Genomic DNA, 15,308 nt, shown 5'->3' on the forward strand with positions numbered 1-15,308 from the left:
CCGTGGGGATCACCCTGCGACTATGGATTTCTCTACAGGACCACCTTTTTGTGTATACGTAGTAGAAGCTCTGTTTTCCGCGGTTCTATTACTTTCAACGCTGACACTGCTGTATGGAGTTGTACCGTGTCTTATGCATTATTTCGCGTCATCTGTGCTGGTTGCGCTGCGATCCTGCCCCGAGCCGCTCGTGTGCGCTGTCCTCACTGTCATCATCCGATCACCCCGCGACGCCGAGTTCTATCGCGTCGTCCAATTATTAGGCATGTTGCATGAGCGCAAAACAAAATCTTAGACGTCTTGTCTGGCCGGTCGTTCTGATGATCGTTGCGGTCGGGCTGCTGATTAACCGGACAGCGCTCGCTGGGCTGTTTGAAAATGGCGACCTGGTGATCCTTGCGATCACTGCATTGTCATATTTCTCAGCCGCGTGGCTGCTCAGTCGTATTGTGGCACTGGTTCTTGACCAGAACCCGATCCGCAAGCGGCGCTACCCGCGCCTATTGAAGGATCTGATCGCCGTTATTCTGTTTTTCGTGGCTTTTGCCGCGACAGGCGCGTTGTTTATGGGGCAGGGCGCCGTGGGAGCCTTGGCGGGTTCGGGTCTGGTTATCGCGATGCTGGGCTTCGCGATCCGAAACGTGGTGGCCGACACGTTGTCGGGAATCGCGCTGGGCATCGAAGGGCCGTTCCGTATCGGCGACTGGATCGACATCGACGGGCTGGCCCGTGGCAAGGTGATCGAGATCGGTTGGCGTACAACCCGAATTCTGACCCGCGATTCCGCCTATACGATCCTGCCGAACAGCCAAATTGCGCGCCAACGCATCATCAACTATTCCGCTCCCAAGCCGCAATACCGGGCCCAGATCGCGATTACGCTGGACCACACATTGCCAATTTCAACGGCACGTGAGTTGATGCTGGAAGCGGTGAAAAAGGCCAAGCTGATCCAGCAGGATCCATCGCCCGATGTGCGTGTTCGCTCCTATGACGAAGGCGGTATCACCTATTCCGTGCGCTACTGGCTGTCCCGGTTTGAGCGCGACGTCGACTGCCGCGATGAGGTATACAGCCTGATCGACGATGCCTTGCGTCAGGCGGGCAGTATCGTACCGCATCGCCGGATTGAACTGGTGCGCAGCGGCGCGCGCGGCAGTTCTGTAATGAAAGATGACTTCGACTGATTGCGCGTCAGCGCGATGGCGTATCATTACGGCCGCAGACCATCAGGCCGGGTGATGGCGCCAATCGTCGGGGTGTGGCAACTGCTCGAAAGTGTGTTCAGGGGGTGGGCTGGATAGGGTCCACTCCAGCGTATCGGCGTATTCGTTCCAGTAATTCGCGCGGATTTCTCGTTTGCCCGCCAGCAGCGTATAGGTCACGATGCCGATAAAGAGCAGGAACGATGCGAACGACAGTAGCGCACCCCAGCTTGAGATGTGGTTCCACAGTGCGAAGCCTTCGGGATAGTCGATGTAGCGACGTGGCATGCCCTGTCGGCCCAGAAAATGCTGTGGAAAAAAGGTCAGGTTGACCCCGATGAAGAACAGCCAAAAATGCAGCTTGCCCGCCCATTCGGGATATTGTCGGCCAGAGATCTTGGCCATCCAGTAATAAAGCCCAGCGAACAGAGCGAATATGGCACCAAGGCTCATCACGTAATGGAAATGGGCCACCACATAATAGGTGTCGTGATAATATCGGTCTATGGATGCCTGCGCGACGCTTACGCCGGTCACACCTCCGATCGTAAACAGGAAGATGAACCCGGTCGCAAATAGCATTGGCGTCTTGAACTGGATCGAGCCACCCCACATGGTGGCAAGCCATGAGAAGATCTTGATACCGGTGGGCACCGCGATCGTCACCGATGCGATCTGGAAAAAGCTCTGTTGCGGGATCGACATGCCAACAGTGAACATGTGATGCGCCCACACCGCGAACCCAAGAAAGGCAATCGCGATCAGCGCCCAGACCATTCCCAAATAGCCAAAGATCGGTTTTCTTGAGAATGTGGCAATCACGTGGCTAACGATGCCAAATCCTGGAAGGACGACGATATAAACCTCGGGATGCCCAAAAAACCAGAACAGATGCTGATAAAGGACCGGATCGCCGCCCTCGGCAGGCGTGAAAAACCCAAACCCGAAATTGCGGTCCATGAGCAACATGGTGACGGCACCAGCCAAGGCAGGGACGGCCATAAGCAGCATCCACGCCGTGACAAAGACCGACCAGGCAAACAGCGGTACCTTGAACAGTGTCATTCCCGGTGCGCGCATGTTCAGGAACGTGGTGATCATGTTGATCGCCCCAAGTATCGAACTCGCACCCGATAGGTGCACAGCGAAAATCGCCATATCCATTGACATGCTATCATCATGTACGGAAAGCGGGGCGTAGAGGGTCCAGCCCACGCCCGCGCCGTGCGATCCGTCACCGCCCGGTACGAAAAACGACATGACCGCCATCGATGTTCCCGCGACAAACAGCCAGTAGCTGAGGTTATTGAGCCGTGGAAACGCCATATCCGGCGCGCCGATCATCAGCGGCAGAAAGTAATTTCCAAGACCGCCAAACAGCGCCGGGATGATCACGAAGAACATCATCAGCAGGCCGTGATAGGTGACAAGGATGTTGTAGAGATGGCTATCCGGGGTGCAAGCCGTGGCTAGAATCCAAAAGCGCAGCCCCTCGGTGCAGAAAAATTGCACGCCGGGGTCCATCAACTCAAGCCGCATCAGCACGGAGAGTGCTGCCGCGATCAACCCGACGAAGGCCGCCGTAAACAGATAGAGGATGCCGATATCCTTGTGGTTCGTCGACATGAACCAGCGGGTGAAGAAATCGCGCCCTCTAGCGCTATGACCTAGTGTGGCCTCGCTCATCGGTCTTCTCCTCGAACGGTGACAAGACGGCGTCGGGATGGACGACCTTGACCCGGCGCGCGGAGTCTAACAGGTATTTTCAACGCAGATTACATGCCCTATAATAGGCTTTGTCAATATAGACTGAAGGAACGTTCATGCGCTTGGCGGCTTTTACCGATTATGGACTGCGGATTCTCATGCGATTGGCGGATGCGCCCGAGCGGCGGTTTAGTACTGCTGAACTGGCCACTCAATTCAGAGTATCTCAGCATCACTTGACCAAGGTGGTACAGGATCTGGCACGCGGTGGGTTCATTACCACCCAGCGCGGCAGCGGCGGCGGCATCTCGCTGGCACGTGACAGCGATACCATCCGCTTGGGCGAAGTCGTGCGGTATCTTGAGCGGCGTTTCGCACTGGTCGAGTGTTTCCAAACGGATGGTGGTGAATGTGTGCTTGAACCGCGCTGTCGGCTGAAGGCGCGGTTGGCCTCGGCGCGTGAAGCTTTCTTTAAGGATCTTGACCGAAGCACCATCGCCGACTGTACTTGGCGCGACGGTGCCGCTGCCTGACGGAGCGCAGAAAAGGGGCGATCCCAATGACCCGGATAGAAATCGCCGAGGACGTGATCGTGATCGATGCGCAGGCTGTGGCCAGCGGACTGCAGATCGATGCCGCAGCGCTTAAACAGGGCATGCGCGATGGCTCAATCACCAGCCGTTGCGAGCGCGGCGAGGGCGAAGACGCGGGCCGGGTCCGGGTCACCTTCTTTTCGCCTGCGCGCCGAATGCGGATCACGGCAGATGACGCAGGCAATATACTCACTTGCAGTTCGGTAGGTTACACAAGGCGACCGTCTTAGCTGGGGCTGTCATGGATCAGGCGGTGTCCAATCCGGGGGTGAAACATTGCGTCGACGCATTCTCAGAGCGAGACCCAGCCCGACACCGACGCCGATGGCAACGGTCAGATCGGCAAACACGGTGAGCACCAGCGTTAGACCCAGGAGCACACGATCCGAAGGACGGGCGCGCAGATAGCCGCGCCATTTTTTTGGCTCGCTCATGTTCCAAGCAGTCAGGATAAGCAGCCCCGATAAGGCGGGCATTGCCAGATAGCCGGCCAGATCGGAGGCCAGTATCATGATCAGCAGGATTACCAGAGCGTGAATCAGCCCGGCCATCGGCGTTAGGCCGCCTGCGCGCACATTGGTGGCTGTGCGCGCGATGGCTCCGGTGGCGGGCAAGCCGCCGAACAGCGACGATCCGATATTGGCGACTCCCTGTGCCAGAACTTCGGCATTGGGGCGGTGGCTGCCGACGATCATGCGATCGGCCACCATCGCTGACAGTAGCGATTCCACGCCTGCCAGAAAGGCGATGATGAACGCCGATGGCAAAAGAGCGATAATCCGCGTCAGCGAAAGGTCGGGCAGCGCGGGGCTTGGCAGGGTATTGGGCAGGGCACCAAACCGGCTGAAGATTGTATCCACCGGGAGCCCGGCCACCGCCACTATGCAAGACGTCACTGCGACCGCAACGATGAGGCCCGGGAACCGCGGCGCCAGCCGGCGAAATCCAACGATCAATACCATCGTACCCAAGCCGATGGCGGTCGCGGCCAAGCCCCATGTGGAATATGAGGCCCTCAGGCTGGCTAGCGTTTCGAGAAAGTTCGCCGGCTGCTGCGCAAAGGTGACGCCGAACAGATCTTTGATCTGACTGGTGGCAATGATCACTGCGATGCCGATGGTGAACCCGTTGACCACAGGTTCGGGGACGTACTCAACCAAATTGCCTGCTCGCAGCCACCCCGCCACGATCAGGATCACTCCGGCCATGAAGGTCGCCAAAACCAAACCATCGTAGCCATGTTGCGCGATAATACCAAAGACGATGACGATGAACGCCCCCGTCGGCCCGCCGATCTGCACACGGCTGCCGCCCAGCAGCGAAATCAGGAACCCGCCGACAATTGCCGTGACCAACCCATCAGCCGGTTCGGCCCCGGACGCGATAGCAATCGCCAGACTAAGCGGCAATGCCACCATGGCCACCGTCAGGCCGGCAAGAAGATCGGCCAAGAATAGCTGCAGGGTGTAAGTTCGCAGGGTGGTGATCAATTTTGGTTTCATGGCCTCAACTTAGCCATTTCGGCGGGAAGCCCGCAATGGATCACTTTGCTGCATGTTGTCAGGTTAACCGAGCGACGGAACTCCGTCGGGCAGGCGTTCGAACATTGCCATTTCCAGACTTCTGGCGATCCGCTCGGCGCGGATCTTCAGATAAGCTGCGGCTTCCGGCGTGGGCGCAGTATCGTTCAGCGTGTCGCGGAACAGACCAAGCCAGCGCCCGAAATCACTACGCTCGACACCGACGAGCTTTTGGTGGGCAGGCACAGGCTTACCGGAATAGAGCCCCGCATTCAGCGCGACCGAGGCCCAAAAGGCTTTCATCTGCTCCAGATGTGCGGCCCAATCATCGCCGATTTCACCGATAAAAATCGGCCCCAATCGGGCGTCAGCGCGCACACGGGAATAGAATTCATCGACCAGAAACGAAAGATAGGCCTCGTCAATGCCCTTTGCTGCCGCTGCTGCGCGGATCTGGGTCCGTTTCTTGGCGCTATGGCCATGAGCTATTGCGAATTTATTGTCCGTCACAGATTTCTCCGAACCCCTGCAGGGCCGCCGTACCATTGTGCTCACAAGCGACGGATGCGGCAGCTCGATCGCCTCGCAGGCGCATTGTTACATCGCCTGACAGGATGGTTATCCTACGGCTACAATTGTAAGTGGCTCAATTGGTATTGTAAATGCCCCATTGGGCCGGGCGTTGTCAGCGGGCCGATGTTTCGCTGAAACCAGCGCTTGGGCCAGTTTGCGCTTTCCATTTGCGGATCCGTTGGCCACCTTGGCGCGATATTGAATCAAAAACTTGGCGCGGGGGAAACCTCGCCTACCTACTTCAGTTAGCCAACAGACAGGAGTATTTCCAATGACCGCCACCAGATTCATCACTGCAATCGGGCTTACGCTCGGGGTTGCGTCGATGGCGCAGGCCGATATTACAGTGTCCTCGAAGATCGATACCGAAGGCGGCTTGCTGGGCAATGTGATTGCGCTTGCGCTGGAAGGTGCCGGGTTGCCGGTGGTGCGCCGTCTGCAACTGGGCGGTACACAGGTGGTGCGCGAGGCGCTGCTGGCCGATCAGATCGACATCTATCCGGAATATACCGGCAATGCCGCGTATTTCTTCAACGAGGCCGACAGCGACGCTTGGAAAGATGCCGATGCGGGCTATGCGCGGGCCAAGGAGTTGGATGCAGAGGAGAATAATATCGTCTGGCTGCAACCGGCCCCGGCCAACAATACGTGGGCAATTGCCGTGACCGGCCCCGTGGCAGAGGAGAATGACCTCGCCACGATGAGCGATTTTGGCAAATGGGTATCGGGTGGCGGCGAGGTCAAGCTGGCGGCCTCGACCGAATTCGTCTCTTCCCCGGCGGTGCTTCCGGCAATGCAGGAAACCTATGGCTTCGAACTGGGGCAGGATCAGACCGTGATCTTGTCGGGCGGCGATACCGCAGCAACGATCCAAGCGGCGGCGCGAGGCACCTCTGGCGTCAATGCGGCGATGGTCTATGGCACCGATGGCGGGGTCGGTGCGACCGGACTGGTGGTGATGGATGACGATAAGGGCGTGCAGCCGGTTTATGAGCCGGCTCCCATCGTGCGCGCCGAAGTGCTGGAAGAATATCCTTCGATCGCTGACGTTCTGAACCCGATTTTCGAGACACTTGACATGACCACGTTGCAAAAACTGAACGGTCGCATTCAGGTCGGCGGCGAAGGGGCCGAATCCGTCGCGCGCGATTATCTGACGCAGATCGGCGTGTTCGACTGACCCAGAGGCGGTTTTGATGGCTGCATCGGATGTCTCGCCTGCTGCAGGTCTGACGGTTTCGCCCCCCGGTGTGTTGTTTGCGCTATTGGGAGCGGCCTCGCTTTGGCTGCCGTTCCTCACGCTGCGCGCGAACCGCATCGTTGCGGGCGAAGGCGCGGCACCGTGGGAGGTTGCCGACCCAATCGCCAGCACCGCTGCGCTGATCGCGATCGCGGCGGGGCTGACCCTTGGCCTGTTACCATCGCGCCCGTGGGTGCGCTTTGCCGGCAGTCTGATCGGCCTTGCCGGATTGGTCGTATTGCTGGCCCTTGGTGCAGCAACTTTGCTGAAGGGGGCCGACAATCTCGCACGGGTCTCGCCCGCCGCCGGGTTTTGGTGCTTGCTTGCGGTTATCATGCTGCTGATGGCAGATGCGATTGGCGGTCTGCGCCCCGGCCCACGGCTGCGGTTTGCGCTGCTCGCCGTGGTGCTGGCGGGGTTGGCGGTGCTGCTATGGTCGGGCGCGTTGAATGATCTGTCGCCGATGCAGGAATATCGCACCCGCGCCGCAGCGTTCCGCACCGCGACATGGCGGCATGTGGCGCTCGCGCTCGGCTCGCTGGGGGTCGCTGCCGCGATCGGCTTTCCGCTGGGTATTCTGGCATTCCGCAGGGACCGCGTGCGTGCGGTTACGCTGCCGGTGCTCAGCTTTATGCAAACAATTCCGTCGCTCGCGATGTTTGGCATCATGATCCCGATCTTGGGCTGGGTCGGTGACACGGTACCGGGCGCGCAATCCATCGGCATCGCGGGGATCGGCTTTGCCCCGGCCTTTGTGGCTCTGCTGCTCTATTCGCTACTGCCGGTTGTCGCCAACACCGTGGCCGGACTGGGCGCAGTCCCTGCAACCAGCGTCGAAGCGGCGCGCGGCATGGGGATGACCGCGTGGCAGCGGTTCTGGACGGTCGAACTGCCGCTGGCGCTGCCGGTGATCCTTGCCGGGCTGCGTATCGTGCTGGTGCAGAATATCGGCCTTGCGGTGATCGCCGGGCTGATCGGGGGCGGCGGATTCGGGACATTTGTTTTCCAAGGCCTGAACCAGACTGCCACCGATCTGATCCTGCTGGGGGCGCTGCCTACCGTTTTGATGGCCTTGGTCGCTGCGATCCTGATGGATATCGTGGTGGAAATCGCGCAACCTACTCTAAACCGGAAATACCCATGATCGAAATCGACCAGATCACCAAGACTTATGGCGAGATCAACGCGGTGGACGCGGTGTCCATGCTGATCGAGACTGGGACCATCACCGTGGTTGTCGGCACATCAGGGTCGGGCAAGACGACTCTGCTGCGGATGATCAACCGCCTGGTCGAGCCCACCTCGGGCGGGGTGCGTATCAACGGCGAACCGACCGATGCCATTGCGCCCTATCTTTTGCGCCGCAGGATCGGCTATGCGATTCAGGGCCACGGCCTGTTCCCACATCAGACAGTGGCGCGCAATATCGCGGCGGTGCCGCGCCTGCTGGACTGGCCGGCAGACCGGATCAACGCCCGCGTGGACGAGCTTCTGACCCTGTTCGGAATGGACCCGGACGAATTCCGCGACCGCTTTCCGCAAGAACTTTCGGGGGGGCAGCAACAACGGGTCGGGGTTGCCCGGGCGCTGGCCTCGCGCCCCGATCTGCTGTTGATGGACGAACCTTTCGGCGCGCTCGACCCGATCATTCGCGCCCGCGCACAAGATGATCTGCGAGAGATACAGCGCAAGCTGGGCTCGACCATCGTACTGGTTACCCATGACATGGACGAGGCCATCCGGCTGGGCGACCGCGTCGGGGTGATGGATGGCGGCAAGCTGGTGCAATATGGCCCGCCAGAAGAAATCGTCGAACGTCCGGCGAACGGCTTTGTCGCCAATATGGTGGGCGATGCCGAGCGCCCGATGCGGTTGTTATCGCTGATTCCGGTACGCGATCTGACCGAAGAGGGCGCGGCGGAAGGATCGACTGTGCCCGAGACCGCAAGCCTGCGCGATGCGCTGTCGGCCTGTCTCTGGACCGGGCGCGATGCGGTGCCGGTCGAACGCGATGGCGCCCCTATTGGGCGCGTCACATTGGCCGCGATCCGCCACCGCGTTGGGCAACACCCGTGAGACCGGCGACAATTCTGCGGCTCGCTCTGTTGGGGCTATTACTGGCTTTGGTGCTGCGCCCGCACGCGTTCGTGTGGATGTTCAAGCCATTCGCGCCTGAGCGTGGGTCGGCAATCTATGACCGCACCTCGCTGCTGTCGCTGGCGATGAACCATCTGGTCCTGGTGGCGGTGGCGAGCCTTGCCGCGACCGTTATCGCGGTTGCGCTGGCGATTTTTGTCACGCGTCCAGCCGGCGAAGCCTTCCGGCCATTGTCGCGCACGATTACCAATATTGGCCAATCATTTCCGCCGGTTGCGGTTCTTGCGCTGGCAGTCCCGGCGCTGGGCTTTGGCGCGCGACCGACGCTGGTGGCGTTGTTCCTCTACGGGCTGCTGCCGATTTTCGAGAATGCCCTGACCGCGCTTTCGACGCTTCCGCCGCGTACGATGGAGGCGGCGCGCGGCATGGGGCTGAATCGTTGGCAGCGGTTGATACAGGTCGAATTGCCGCTGGCCGCGCCGGTGATCCTGGCCGGGGTCCGTGTTTCAGTCATGATCGCGCTGGGCACGGCAACCATCGGCTCGACCGTGGCGGCGCGCACACTTGGCGAGCCAATCATTGCCGGGTTGCTGACCAACAATACCGCCTTTGTCTTGCAGGGCGGGCTGATTGTCGGGTTGTTTGCGGTGCTGATCTATGATGCTTTCGTGCAGATCGAGAACCGGCTGCTGGACCGGCGCAGGCCCGCGCCGCGCAAGGCCGCCTGATCACACATCGGCCAGTTCCAGAAATCGCTGTTCGGCCAGCGACAGGTGCCGTTCCTTGTGGCGCAATACGCGGAAACGGCGCGATGGCAGCGCGAAATCCACCCGCACAAGCCGCCCCGAGTCGATCGCGGATGCGACCACCAGCATCGACAGCACCGTTGCGCCAGCCCCGGCTTCGACGGCGGCGAGCGCGGCCTCATTGGTGGGCAGTTCCAGCGCAATATCGAGCATCTCGATGGACAGGCGATGTTCGGCCAGCATCGCCTCGACCACCGCGCGGGTGCCAGAGCCGGATTCGCGCAGCACCCAAGGGCTGGCTTGCAAATCGCGCGGCGGATGCGTGGCCCAAGGATGGCCGGGTGCGACCACCAAAACCATATCGTCGCCGGACAACAGGCGAACCGAAAGGTTTGAATCCGTGATTTCCCCTTCGACAAACCCCAGATCGACGGTGGCGGCATGGACCATGCGCGCGACCTCGGCGGTGTTGCCGGTGGTCAGGTCCAAAGCAAAACCGGGATGGGCGAGGCGGAATTGATGCATCAAGGGCGGCAGCCAGTAATTCGCCACCGTCTGGCTGGCGGCAAGACGCAGCCGACCGCGTTTCAGTCCCGCCAGATCGCCCAGCAGACGCTCGGCTTGTTCGGAGCGGGCCAGAACCGCGCGCGCTTCGTCAAGGAACAGCCGTCCGGCATCGGTCAGAACGATGCGCCGCCCGACCCGGTCGAACAGGGCGACGGCATGGCGCTCCTCTAGGGCCGAAATGGCGGCGCTGACGGCGCTTTGCGTCAGGTGCAGCGCTGCCGCCGCCTGCGTGACATGTTCGCGTTCCGCAACAGCGATGAAGATGCGAAGCTGGTCAAGGGTCATGCCAAGACAAGAACCAGACCGAGGCTGAAAAGGGATATGAAAACCCATGTCCCGGCCCCCAGCAGCGCGGGACGCAGCCCCTCGGCGGCCAATTTGCGCAGATCAGTTTCCAGACCCATCCCAGCCAGCGCAATGGCCAGCAGGAATTGCGTGGTGCCGGTGGTAAAGGGTGCGGTCGCCTCGGGCACCCAGCCGGTGCTGGCAAGGCCGATCATGGCGATGAAACCGAACACAAACCACGGCACGGGGGGGGCGAAACGGCTCGATTCACCACCTTGTTTGCGCAGGCGGCTTGCGGCGATCGCACCCAGCACCAGCACCATCGGCGCCAGCATCATCACCCGCGTCAGTTTGGCGATGGTGCCGATTTCACCGGAGTCCTGGCCGCGGGCATAGGCGGCGGCGACGACTTGCGCGACTTCGTGGATCGAGGCACCGGTCCAGAGGCCGAACGAATGTGGGCCCATGTCCAGCAGCCCTCCGACCAGCGGCATCAGTACTATCGATAGCGAGCCGAAGATGGTGACGCAGGCCACCGCATAGGTCACGTCCTCATCGCGGGCACGGGTCACGGTATTGGTGGCGATCACCGCCGAGGCTCCGCAGATCGAACTGCCCGCCGCGATCAGTTGTGTCAGCCCGGCATTGACGCGCAGGGCACGGCCCAGCCACGTGGTAAAGGCAAAGGTGGCAAGCAACGTCATGATGATCAGCGCGATTCCGACGCCGCCCACTGCGATCACCTGTTGCGCCGTCAGTTGCAAGCCCAGCAGCACGATCCCCGCCCGCAGCACACGTTTTTGACTGAAGGCCACGCCGGGTTGGGCAAGGGCAGGGGTGCCGATCAGGTTGTTCAGTGCCATGCCGATCAGGATCGCGATGATCAGCGGGCTGAACACGTCGATACCGGGGATCAGTCGCAATCCGAAGGCGGTCGCCGCAATCAACCCGGTCAGCGCCAGACCGGGCAGAATGCTCCCGGTTGTCGCATTGGAAACGGACCCGGCGTTCAGGCCGTCCGTGTCTCTGTCGGTAGGCAAATTAGCCATTCTGGACCCTTCCGCTTGACTCAAGGGAACACCTAAAGCCACGCAATTGACAAATCCAACTGATTGTTCCTGTCGGAACGTTCGTGTTTTTCGATGGACCTGTTAGAGCATCCATTCCACCGGCAGCCAGCCAATCACTGTGACGGCCACGCGACGTAGGAAGCTGCCGCCTGGCTCGTCCATCCGGGGTTGGGCGCCAGGTTTTTCGGCGCTAATCCAGATCAGATCGCGATTGCGTTTTTCAACCTTCCAAGCCAGCCCGCCGAAGCCGTTATCAAAAGCCCGGTGCATCTGACCGGCCAGCGTCCGGCTGTCGATCAAAAGCCCCATCTCGGTGTTGATCGAGGTCGAACGCGGATCGAAGTTGAACGACCCGATGAAGATCCGTTGCTCGTCCACAGCGAAGGTTTTGGCATGTAAACTGGCCCCGGATGACCCGAACGGCCCCATCACATCGCGCGGTGCATCCAAGGCCGCCTGCCGGCGCAGTTCATACAGAGAGATATCGGCATCCAGCATGGCCTTGCGCCGCTTGGAGTAGCCCGCATGAACCGGCAGCACGTCGGTGGCCTCCAGCGAATTGGTCAACAGCCGCACCTCGACGCCGTCGCGTACGAGCCCGGCAAAGAACTCTACGCCCGCGACTCCGGGAACGAAATAGGGCGAGATCCCGTCGAAGCGGGTTTCCACGTTGCCCACCGCCTGCATCAGTCGCACCGCCAGCAAATCGTCGCGGGGCACCACACCTTCTCCCTTGGCGGGATCGTCGCTGATCAACAGGACATCAGTCCATTCTAGCTCAATGGTGCCCCGCGCCAGTGCCCCGACGATGTCCAAGGAGTTAAGGATGTCGCGGTATTCTCCAATCTGGGGGTCGCCCTGAAAGCTAGCCAAACGGCTGGCAATCGGATCATCTTGTGGCGGCGCGCCGACGATCGGGGCGGCGGCATGGACTGAGCGGCTATTCCAGTAGCGGTCGAAATCCTGCGAGACCTCGGACACCACCTTCCCCACCGCCAGCGCGTCGAGATCGATGTAAAGCGGCATCAGCCCAGTGTCGAAATATTCGTTTCCGACATTGCGCCCGCCCAGAATCGTGGCGCGACTGTCTACGGTGAAGGATTTGTTGTGCATCCGCCGGTTCAGGCGGAAGAAATCGAACCCGTAGGACAGCAGCTTGAACCGGCGCAGGTTGAAGGGATTGTAGAGCCGCACCTCGGCCATCGGATGCGCATCAAGCGCCGCGATTTCTGGGTCCAGACCCGATGTGCCGTTGTCGTCTAGCAATAACCGCACCCGTACACCCCGGTTTGCCGCTCGTTTCAGCGCATCCAATAGCAACAGGCCGGTCAGGTCGTCGTGCCAGATGTAATATTGTGCGTCGATTGAAGAGACGGCAGCGTCGGCCAAGATCATCCGGGCGGCAAAGGCATCGCCACCGCTTTGCAAGGGCGCAATGCCGGTCTTGCCCTCATGCTGGCGCAACTGTGGTATCAGCGCCTCGGCCAACGGGCCGGTTTCAACAGGCGGCAGATGTGTGCCTTGCGTTTTCTCGTTCGGGGGCAGGACAAAGATGAATCGCGAGATCATGATCGTCAGCGCTATCACGAGCAGCGTTAAAGCTGTGTATCTCAGTGTGGCCATCATTGCTGTCCCTTCCCGTCGCGACATAGCCGGTTTGGGAACTTATCCTGACCCTCGTCGGGCAAGTCCAGCGGGCGATCACCCCTTCGGCTTCATGGTGAGTGCGAGGCGGGTCAAGCCGCATCACATGGGCTATCATCCCGTAACTAGGTTTGTGGATGTTTTCCGTTGCGGTCAAGCATTTATCCGGGTGGAGTGACGGCGGGCTGCGCGCAATGCGATGCTGCAATAGGTGCCGTGATCGCATCGCCCGCGGACTAATGCGCGGGCGATGCCTTGACCTCAGACCTTGAGGTGGGGGATGATCTGCTTCTTGCGGCTGACGACACCGGGCAGAACCACCGTGTCAGTCTCAGAACTCACCCCAAAGCTGATGTCGGCGCAGCTGCGTACCGCATCATTGGGGATCAGCAAGGTGGACTCTTCGTTCAGGATATCGACCACGAATAGCAGCACCTGGTCGACGTCATCCTCGGCAGCAACGGCGCTCATTGCCTGCATCAGGGCGTCTTTGCGTTCAAGCACGGTCTTGGGCGCAGTGGTTTCCAGAACCGAGACACGAAACTTTGTGCCAGCGACCTCATATTCCTTAGAGTCCATGCGCAGCAATTCAGCGTCGGAAAAGCGCGAAACATCGGATTTTGCCGCAAACATCTGCGCCGCGTATTCGGCCACATCCACGCCCAGATCGGCAGCCAGTTTCTCGGCCACGTCCTTGTCATGTTGGGTTGTGGTGGGCGAGCGGTAATGCAGCGTGTCGGACAAGATACATGTCAGCATCGCGCCTTTTATCGATTGCGGCATCTTGTCCATGTCCGCACCGATCAGATCGTACATGATCGTGGCGGTGCAGGCGAGTGGACGAATGGTGATGTCGATCGCGCCCTTGGTCTCAAGACCGCCGACCAGTTTATGGTGGTCGATGATAGCCTGCACGTCTGCGCCGTTAATATTGGCGGGCAATTCAGCTGGATTGTTGGTGTCGACAATCACGCAGGGCGCATCGTCAGCCACGTCCGAGATGATTTCGGGCTTGTCCAGGCCCCAATGATTCAGCATGAAGGCGGCTTCGGTATTGGGTTCACCCAGCAGCACCGGTTTTGCAGGGGTACCCTTGATTTCGCTCAGATACCACGCCCAGATCAGCGGCGAGCCGACGGAATCGGTGTCGGGGGATTTATGGCCAAAAATTTGAATCGTCATGAGGATGTCCTGTATGCGGGGGCGATTTGCGCGTCTTATAGAAAAGCGGCCCGGCAATGTCACGTAAGGCGGCGGGGTAAATTGAACGCGGGGCGCCGCGTTGACTAACATGCGCGCGATGATGCGCGAACAAGATCTTTATGCACCGGTTAAGATGCTGCTGGAAGGGCAGGGCTATACTGTCAAGGGCGAGGTCGGCAGCGCCGACATCGTGGCGCGACGTGGCGATGAGCCGCCGGTAATTGTCGAGTTGAAGCTACGCTTTTCGCTGGCGTTATTCCATCAGGCGGTGGCCCGTTTGGCGATCACCGATGTAGTTTACATTGCAGTGTGTCGGCCCGGCGGGCGCACCGCGCGGCGGACGCTGCGCGACAATCTGGCCCTGTGCCGACGTCTGGGGCTGGGGCTGATCACTCTAAGCGCGGATGGTCGCGCAGAAGTGCAATGCGACCCAGGGCCATATGCACCGCGTAAATCGAACCCGCGACGCGCCCGGCTGCTGCGCGAATTTGAGAGGCTAAAGGGGGACCCAAATACTGGGGGATCGACGCGGCGGGGCATTGTCACGGTTTATCGTCAGGATGCGTTGGCCTGCGCGGTGCATCTGGCGCAGAACGGGGCCAGCAAAGGCGCTGATGTTGCCCGAGCCACAGGCGTTGCGCGCGCGACCCGGATCATGTCCGACAACCATTATGGCTGGTTTCAACGGGTTCGGACCGGCATCTACGACCTGACTAAATCGGGCCAGACCGGCCTTGCTTACCATGGTTGCAAGCACTTGCAGGCACGATGAAAAACTTCAGCAACATGATACTTGACAGAGAGCAAAAGGTCTCTTACCTCTGCATCGTTATCACTCGACTGGGTTGAGTGATAGCG

General features: G+C 60.3%; 15 protein-coding genes. 8 read left to right on the plus strand and 7 right to left on the minus strand.

From position 1 onward, the window contains the following. The first annotated feature begins 272 nt into the window (after positions 1–272). On the plus strand, positions 273–1,187 hold the full coding sequence (locus tag JAO82_RS02895) for a mechanosensitive ion channel family protein (RefSeq protein WP_198684850.1): 915 nt from the start codon (positions 273–275) through the stop codon (positions 1,185–1,187). A gap of 42 nt (positions 1,188–1,229) precedes the next feature. Here JAO82_RS02895 and ctaD read toward each other — a convergent pair whose 3' ends face one another. After that, a complete protein-coding gene (gene ctaD, locus JAO82_RS02900; protein ID WP_198684851.1) occupies positions 1,230–2,891 on the minus strand; it encodes a cytochrome c oxidase subunit I in 1,662 nt (553 codons plus the stop codon). 137 nt (positions 2,892–3,028) lie between these two features. Here ctaD and JAO82_RS02905 point away from each other — a divergent pair, with 137 nt between their 5' ends. Then, positions 3,029–3,445 carry an RrF2 family transcriptional regulator gene (locus tag JAO82_RS02905; protein ID WP_198684852.1) on the plus strand — a complete coding sequence of 139 codons (417 nt, stop codon included), beginning with the start codon at positions 3,029–3,031 and terminating at the stop codon, positions 3,443–3,445. 26 nt (positions 3,446–3,471) lie between these two features. Further along, positions 3,472–3,735 carry a DUF6522 family protein gene (locus tag JAO82_RS02910; protein WP_198684853.1) on the plus strand — a complete coding sequence of 88 codons (264 nt, stop codon included), beginning with the start codon at positions 3,472–3,474 and terminating at the stop codon, positions 3,733–3,735. 9 nt (positions 3,736–3,744) lie between these two features. Here JAO82_RS02910 and JAO82_RS02915 read toward each other — a convergent pair whose 3' ends face one another. Both JAO82_RS02915 and JAO82_RS02920 read right to left on the minus strand, forming a co-directional pair. Further along, positions 3,745–5,007: a SulP family inorganic anion transporter gene (locus tag JAO82_RS02915; protein WP_198684854.1), complete on the minus strand. Its 1,263-nt coding sequence runs from the start codon at positions 5,005–5,007 to the stop codon at positions 3,745–3,747. A gap of 63 nt (positions 5,008–5,070) precedes the next feature. Beyond that, entirely contained in the window at positions 5,071–5,535 is a 465-nt protein-coding gene (locus JAO82_RS02920; protein WP_332872472.1) for a group III truncated hemoglobin, read from the minus strand. A gap of 334 nt (positions 5,536–5,869) precedes the next feature. On the opposite strand from JAO82_RS02920, the gene osmF reads away from it, so the two are divergent. Genes osmF through JAO82_RS02940 form a run of 4 tightly spaced genes read left to right on the plus strand, consistent with a single transcriptional unit; the run spans position 5,870 to position 9,663 of the window. Continuing rightward, positions 5,870–6,778 (plus strand): glycine betaine ABC transporter substrate-binding protein OsmF, encoded by a 909-nt coding sequence (osmF, locus tag JAO82_RS02925; RefSeq protein WP_198684855.1) that lies wholly within the window; start codon positions 5,870–5,872, stop codon positions 6,776–6,778. A gap of 16 nt (positions 6,779–6,794) precedes the next feature. Continuing rightward, positions 6,795–7,982: an ABC transporter permease gene (locus JAO82_RS02930; protein WP_198684856.1), complete on the plus strand. Its 1,188-nt coding sequence runs from the start codon at positions 6,795–6,797 to the stop codon at positions 7,980–7,982. Next, on the plus strand, positions 7,979–8,914 hold the full coding sequence (locus JAO82_RS02935; RefSeq protein ID WP_198684857.1) for an ABC transporter ATP-binding protein: 936 nt from the start codon (positions 7,979–7,981) through the stop codon (positions 8,912–8,914). Before JAO82_RS02930 ends, JAO82_RS02935 begins: the two co-directional genes overlap by 4 nt. Further along, positions 8,911–9,663, plus strand: a complete 753-nt coding sequence (locus JAO82_RS02940) for an ABC transporter permease (protein WP_332872473.1) — start codon at positions 8,911–8,913, stop codon at positions 9,661–9,663. Before JAO82_RS02935 ends, JAO82_RS02940 begins: the two co-directional genes overlap by 4 nt. On the opposite strand, the gene JAO82_RS02945 is transcribed toward JAO82_RS02940, so the two are convergent. From JAO82_RS02945 to JAO82_RS02960, 4 genes are all read right to left on the minus strand, one after another. Further along, positions 9,664–10,533, minus strand: a complete 870-nt coding sequence (locus JAO82_RS02945; RefSeq protein WP_198684858.1) for a LysR substrate-binding domain-containing protein — start codon at positions 10,531–10,533, stop codon at positions 9,664–9,666. After that, a complete protein-coding gene (locus JAO82_RS02950) occupies positions 10,530–11,582 on the minus strand; it encodes a YeiH family protein (protein ID WP_198684859.1) in 1,053 nt (350 codons plus the stop codon). The genes JAO82_RS02945 and JAO82_RS02950 overlap by 4 nt, the downstream gene beginning before the upstream one ends. A gap of 102 nt (positions 11,583–11,684) precedes the next feature. Next, positions 11,685–13,229, minus strand: coding sequence for a phospholipase D family protein (locus tag JAO82_RS02955; protein WP_198684860.1), 1,545 nt, complete (start codon positions 13,227–13,229; stop codon positions 11,685–11,687). 279 nt (positions 13,230–13,508) lie between these two features. Then, positions 13,509–14,429 carry a manganese-dependent inorganic pyrophosphatase gene (locus JAO82_RS02960; protein ID WP_198684861.1) on the minus strand — a complete coding sequence of 307 codons (921 nt, stop codon included), beginning with the start codon at positions 14,427–14,429 and terminating at the stop codon, positions 13,509–13,511. Between the two features lie 118 nt (positions 14,430–14,547). Here JAO82_RS02960 and JAO82_RS02965 point away from each other — a divergent pair, with 118 nt between their 5' ends. After that, a complete protein-coding gene (locus tag JAO82_RS02965) occupies positions 14,548–15,222 on the plus strand; it encodes a DUF2161 domain-containing phosphodiesterase (protein WP_198684862.1) in 675 nt (224 codons plus the stop codon). The last annotated feature ends 86 nt before the right edge of the window (positions 15,223–15,308 follow it).

It is taken from the genome of Pontibaca salina, from assembly GCF_016307205.1.
GTDB classification, from domain to species: domain Bacteria; phylum Pseudomonadota; class Alphaproteobacteria; order Rhodobacterales; family Rhodobacteraceae; genus Pontibaca; species Pontibaca salina.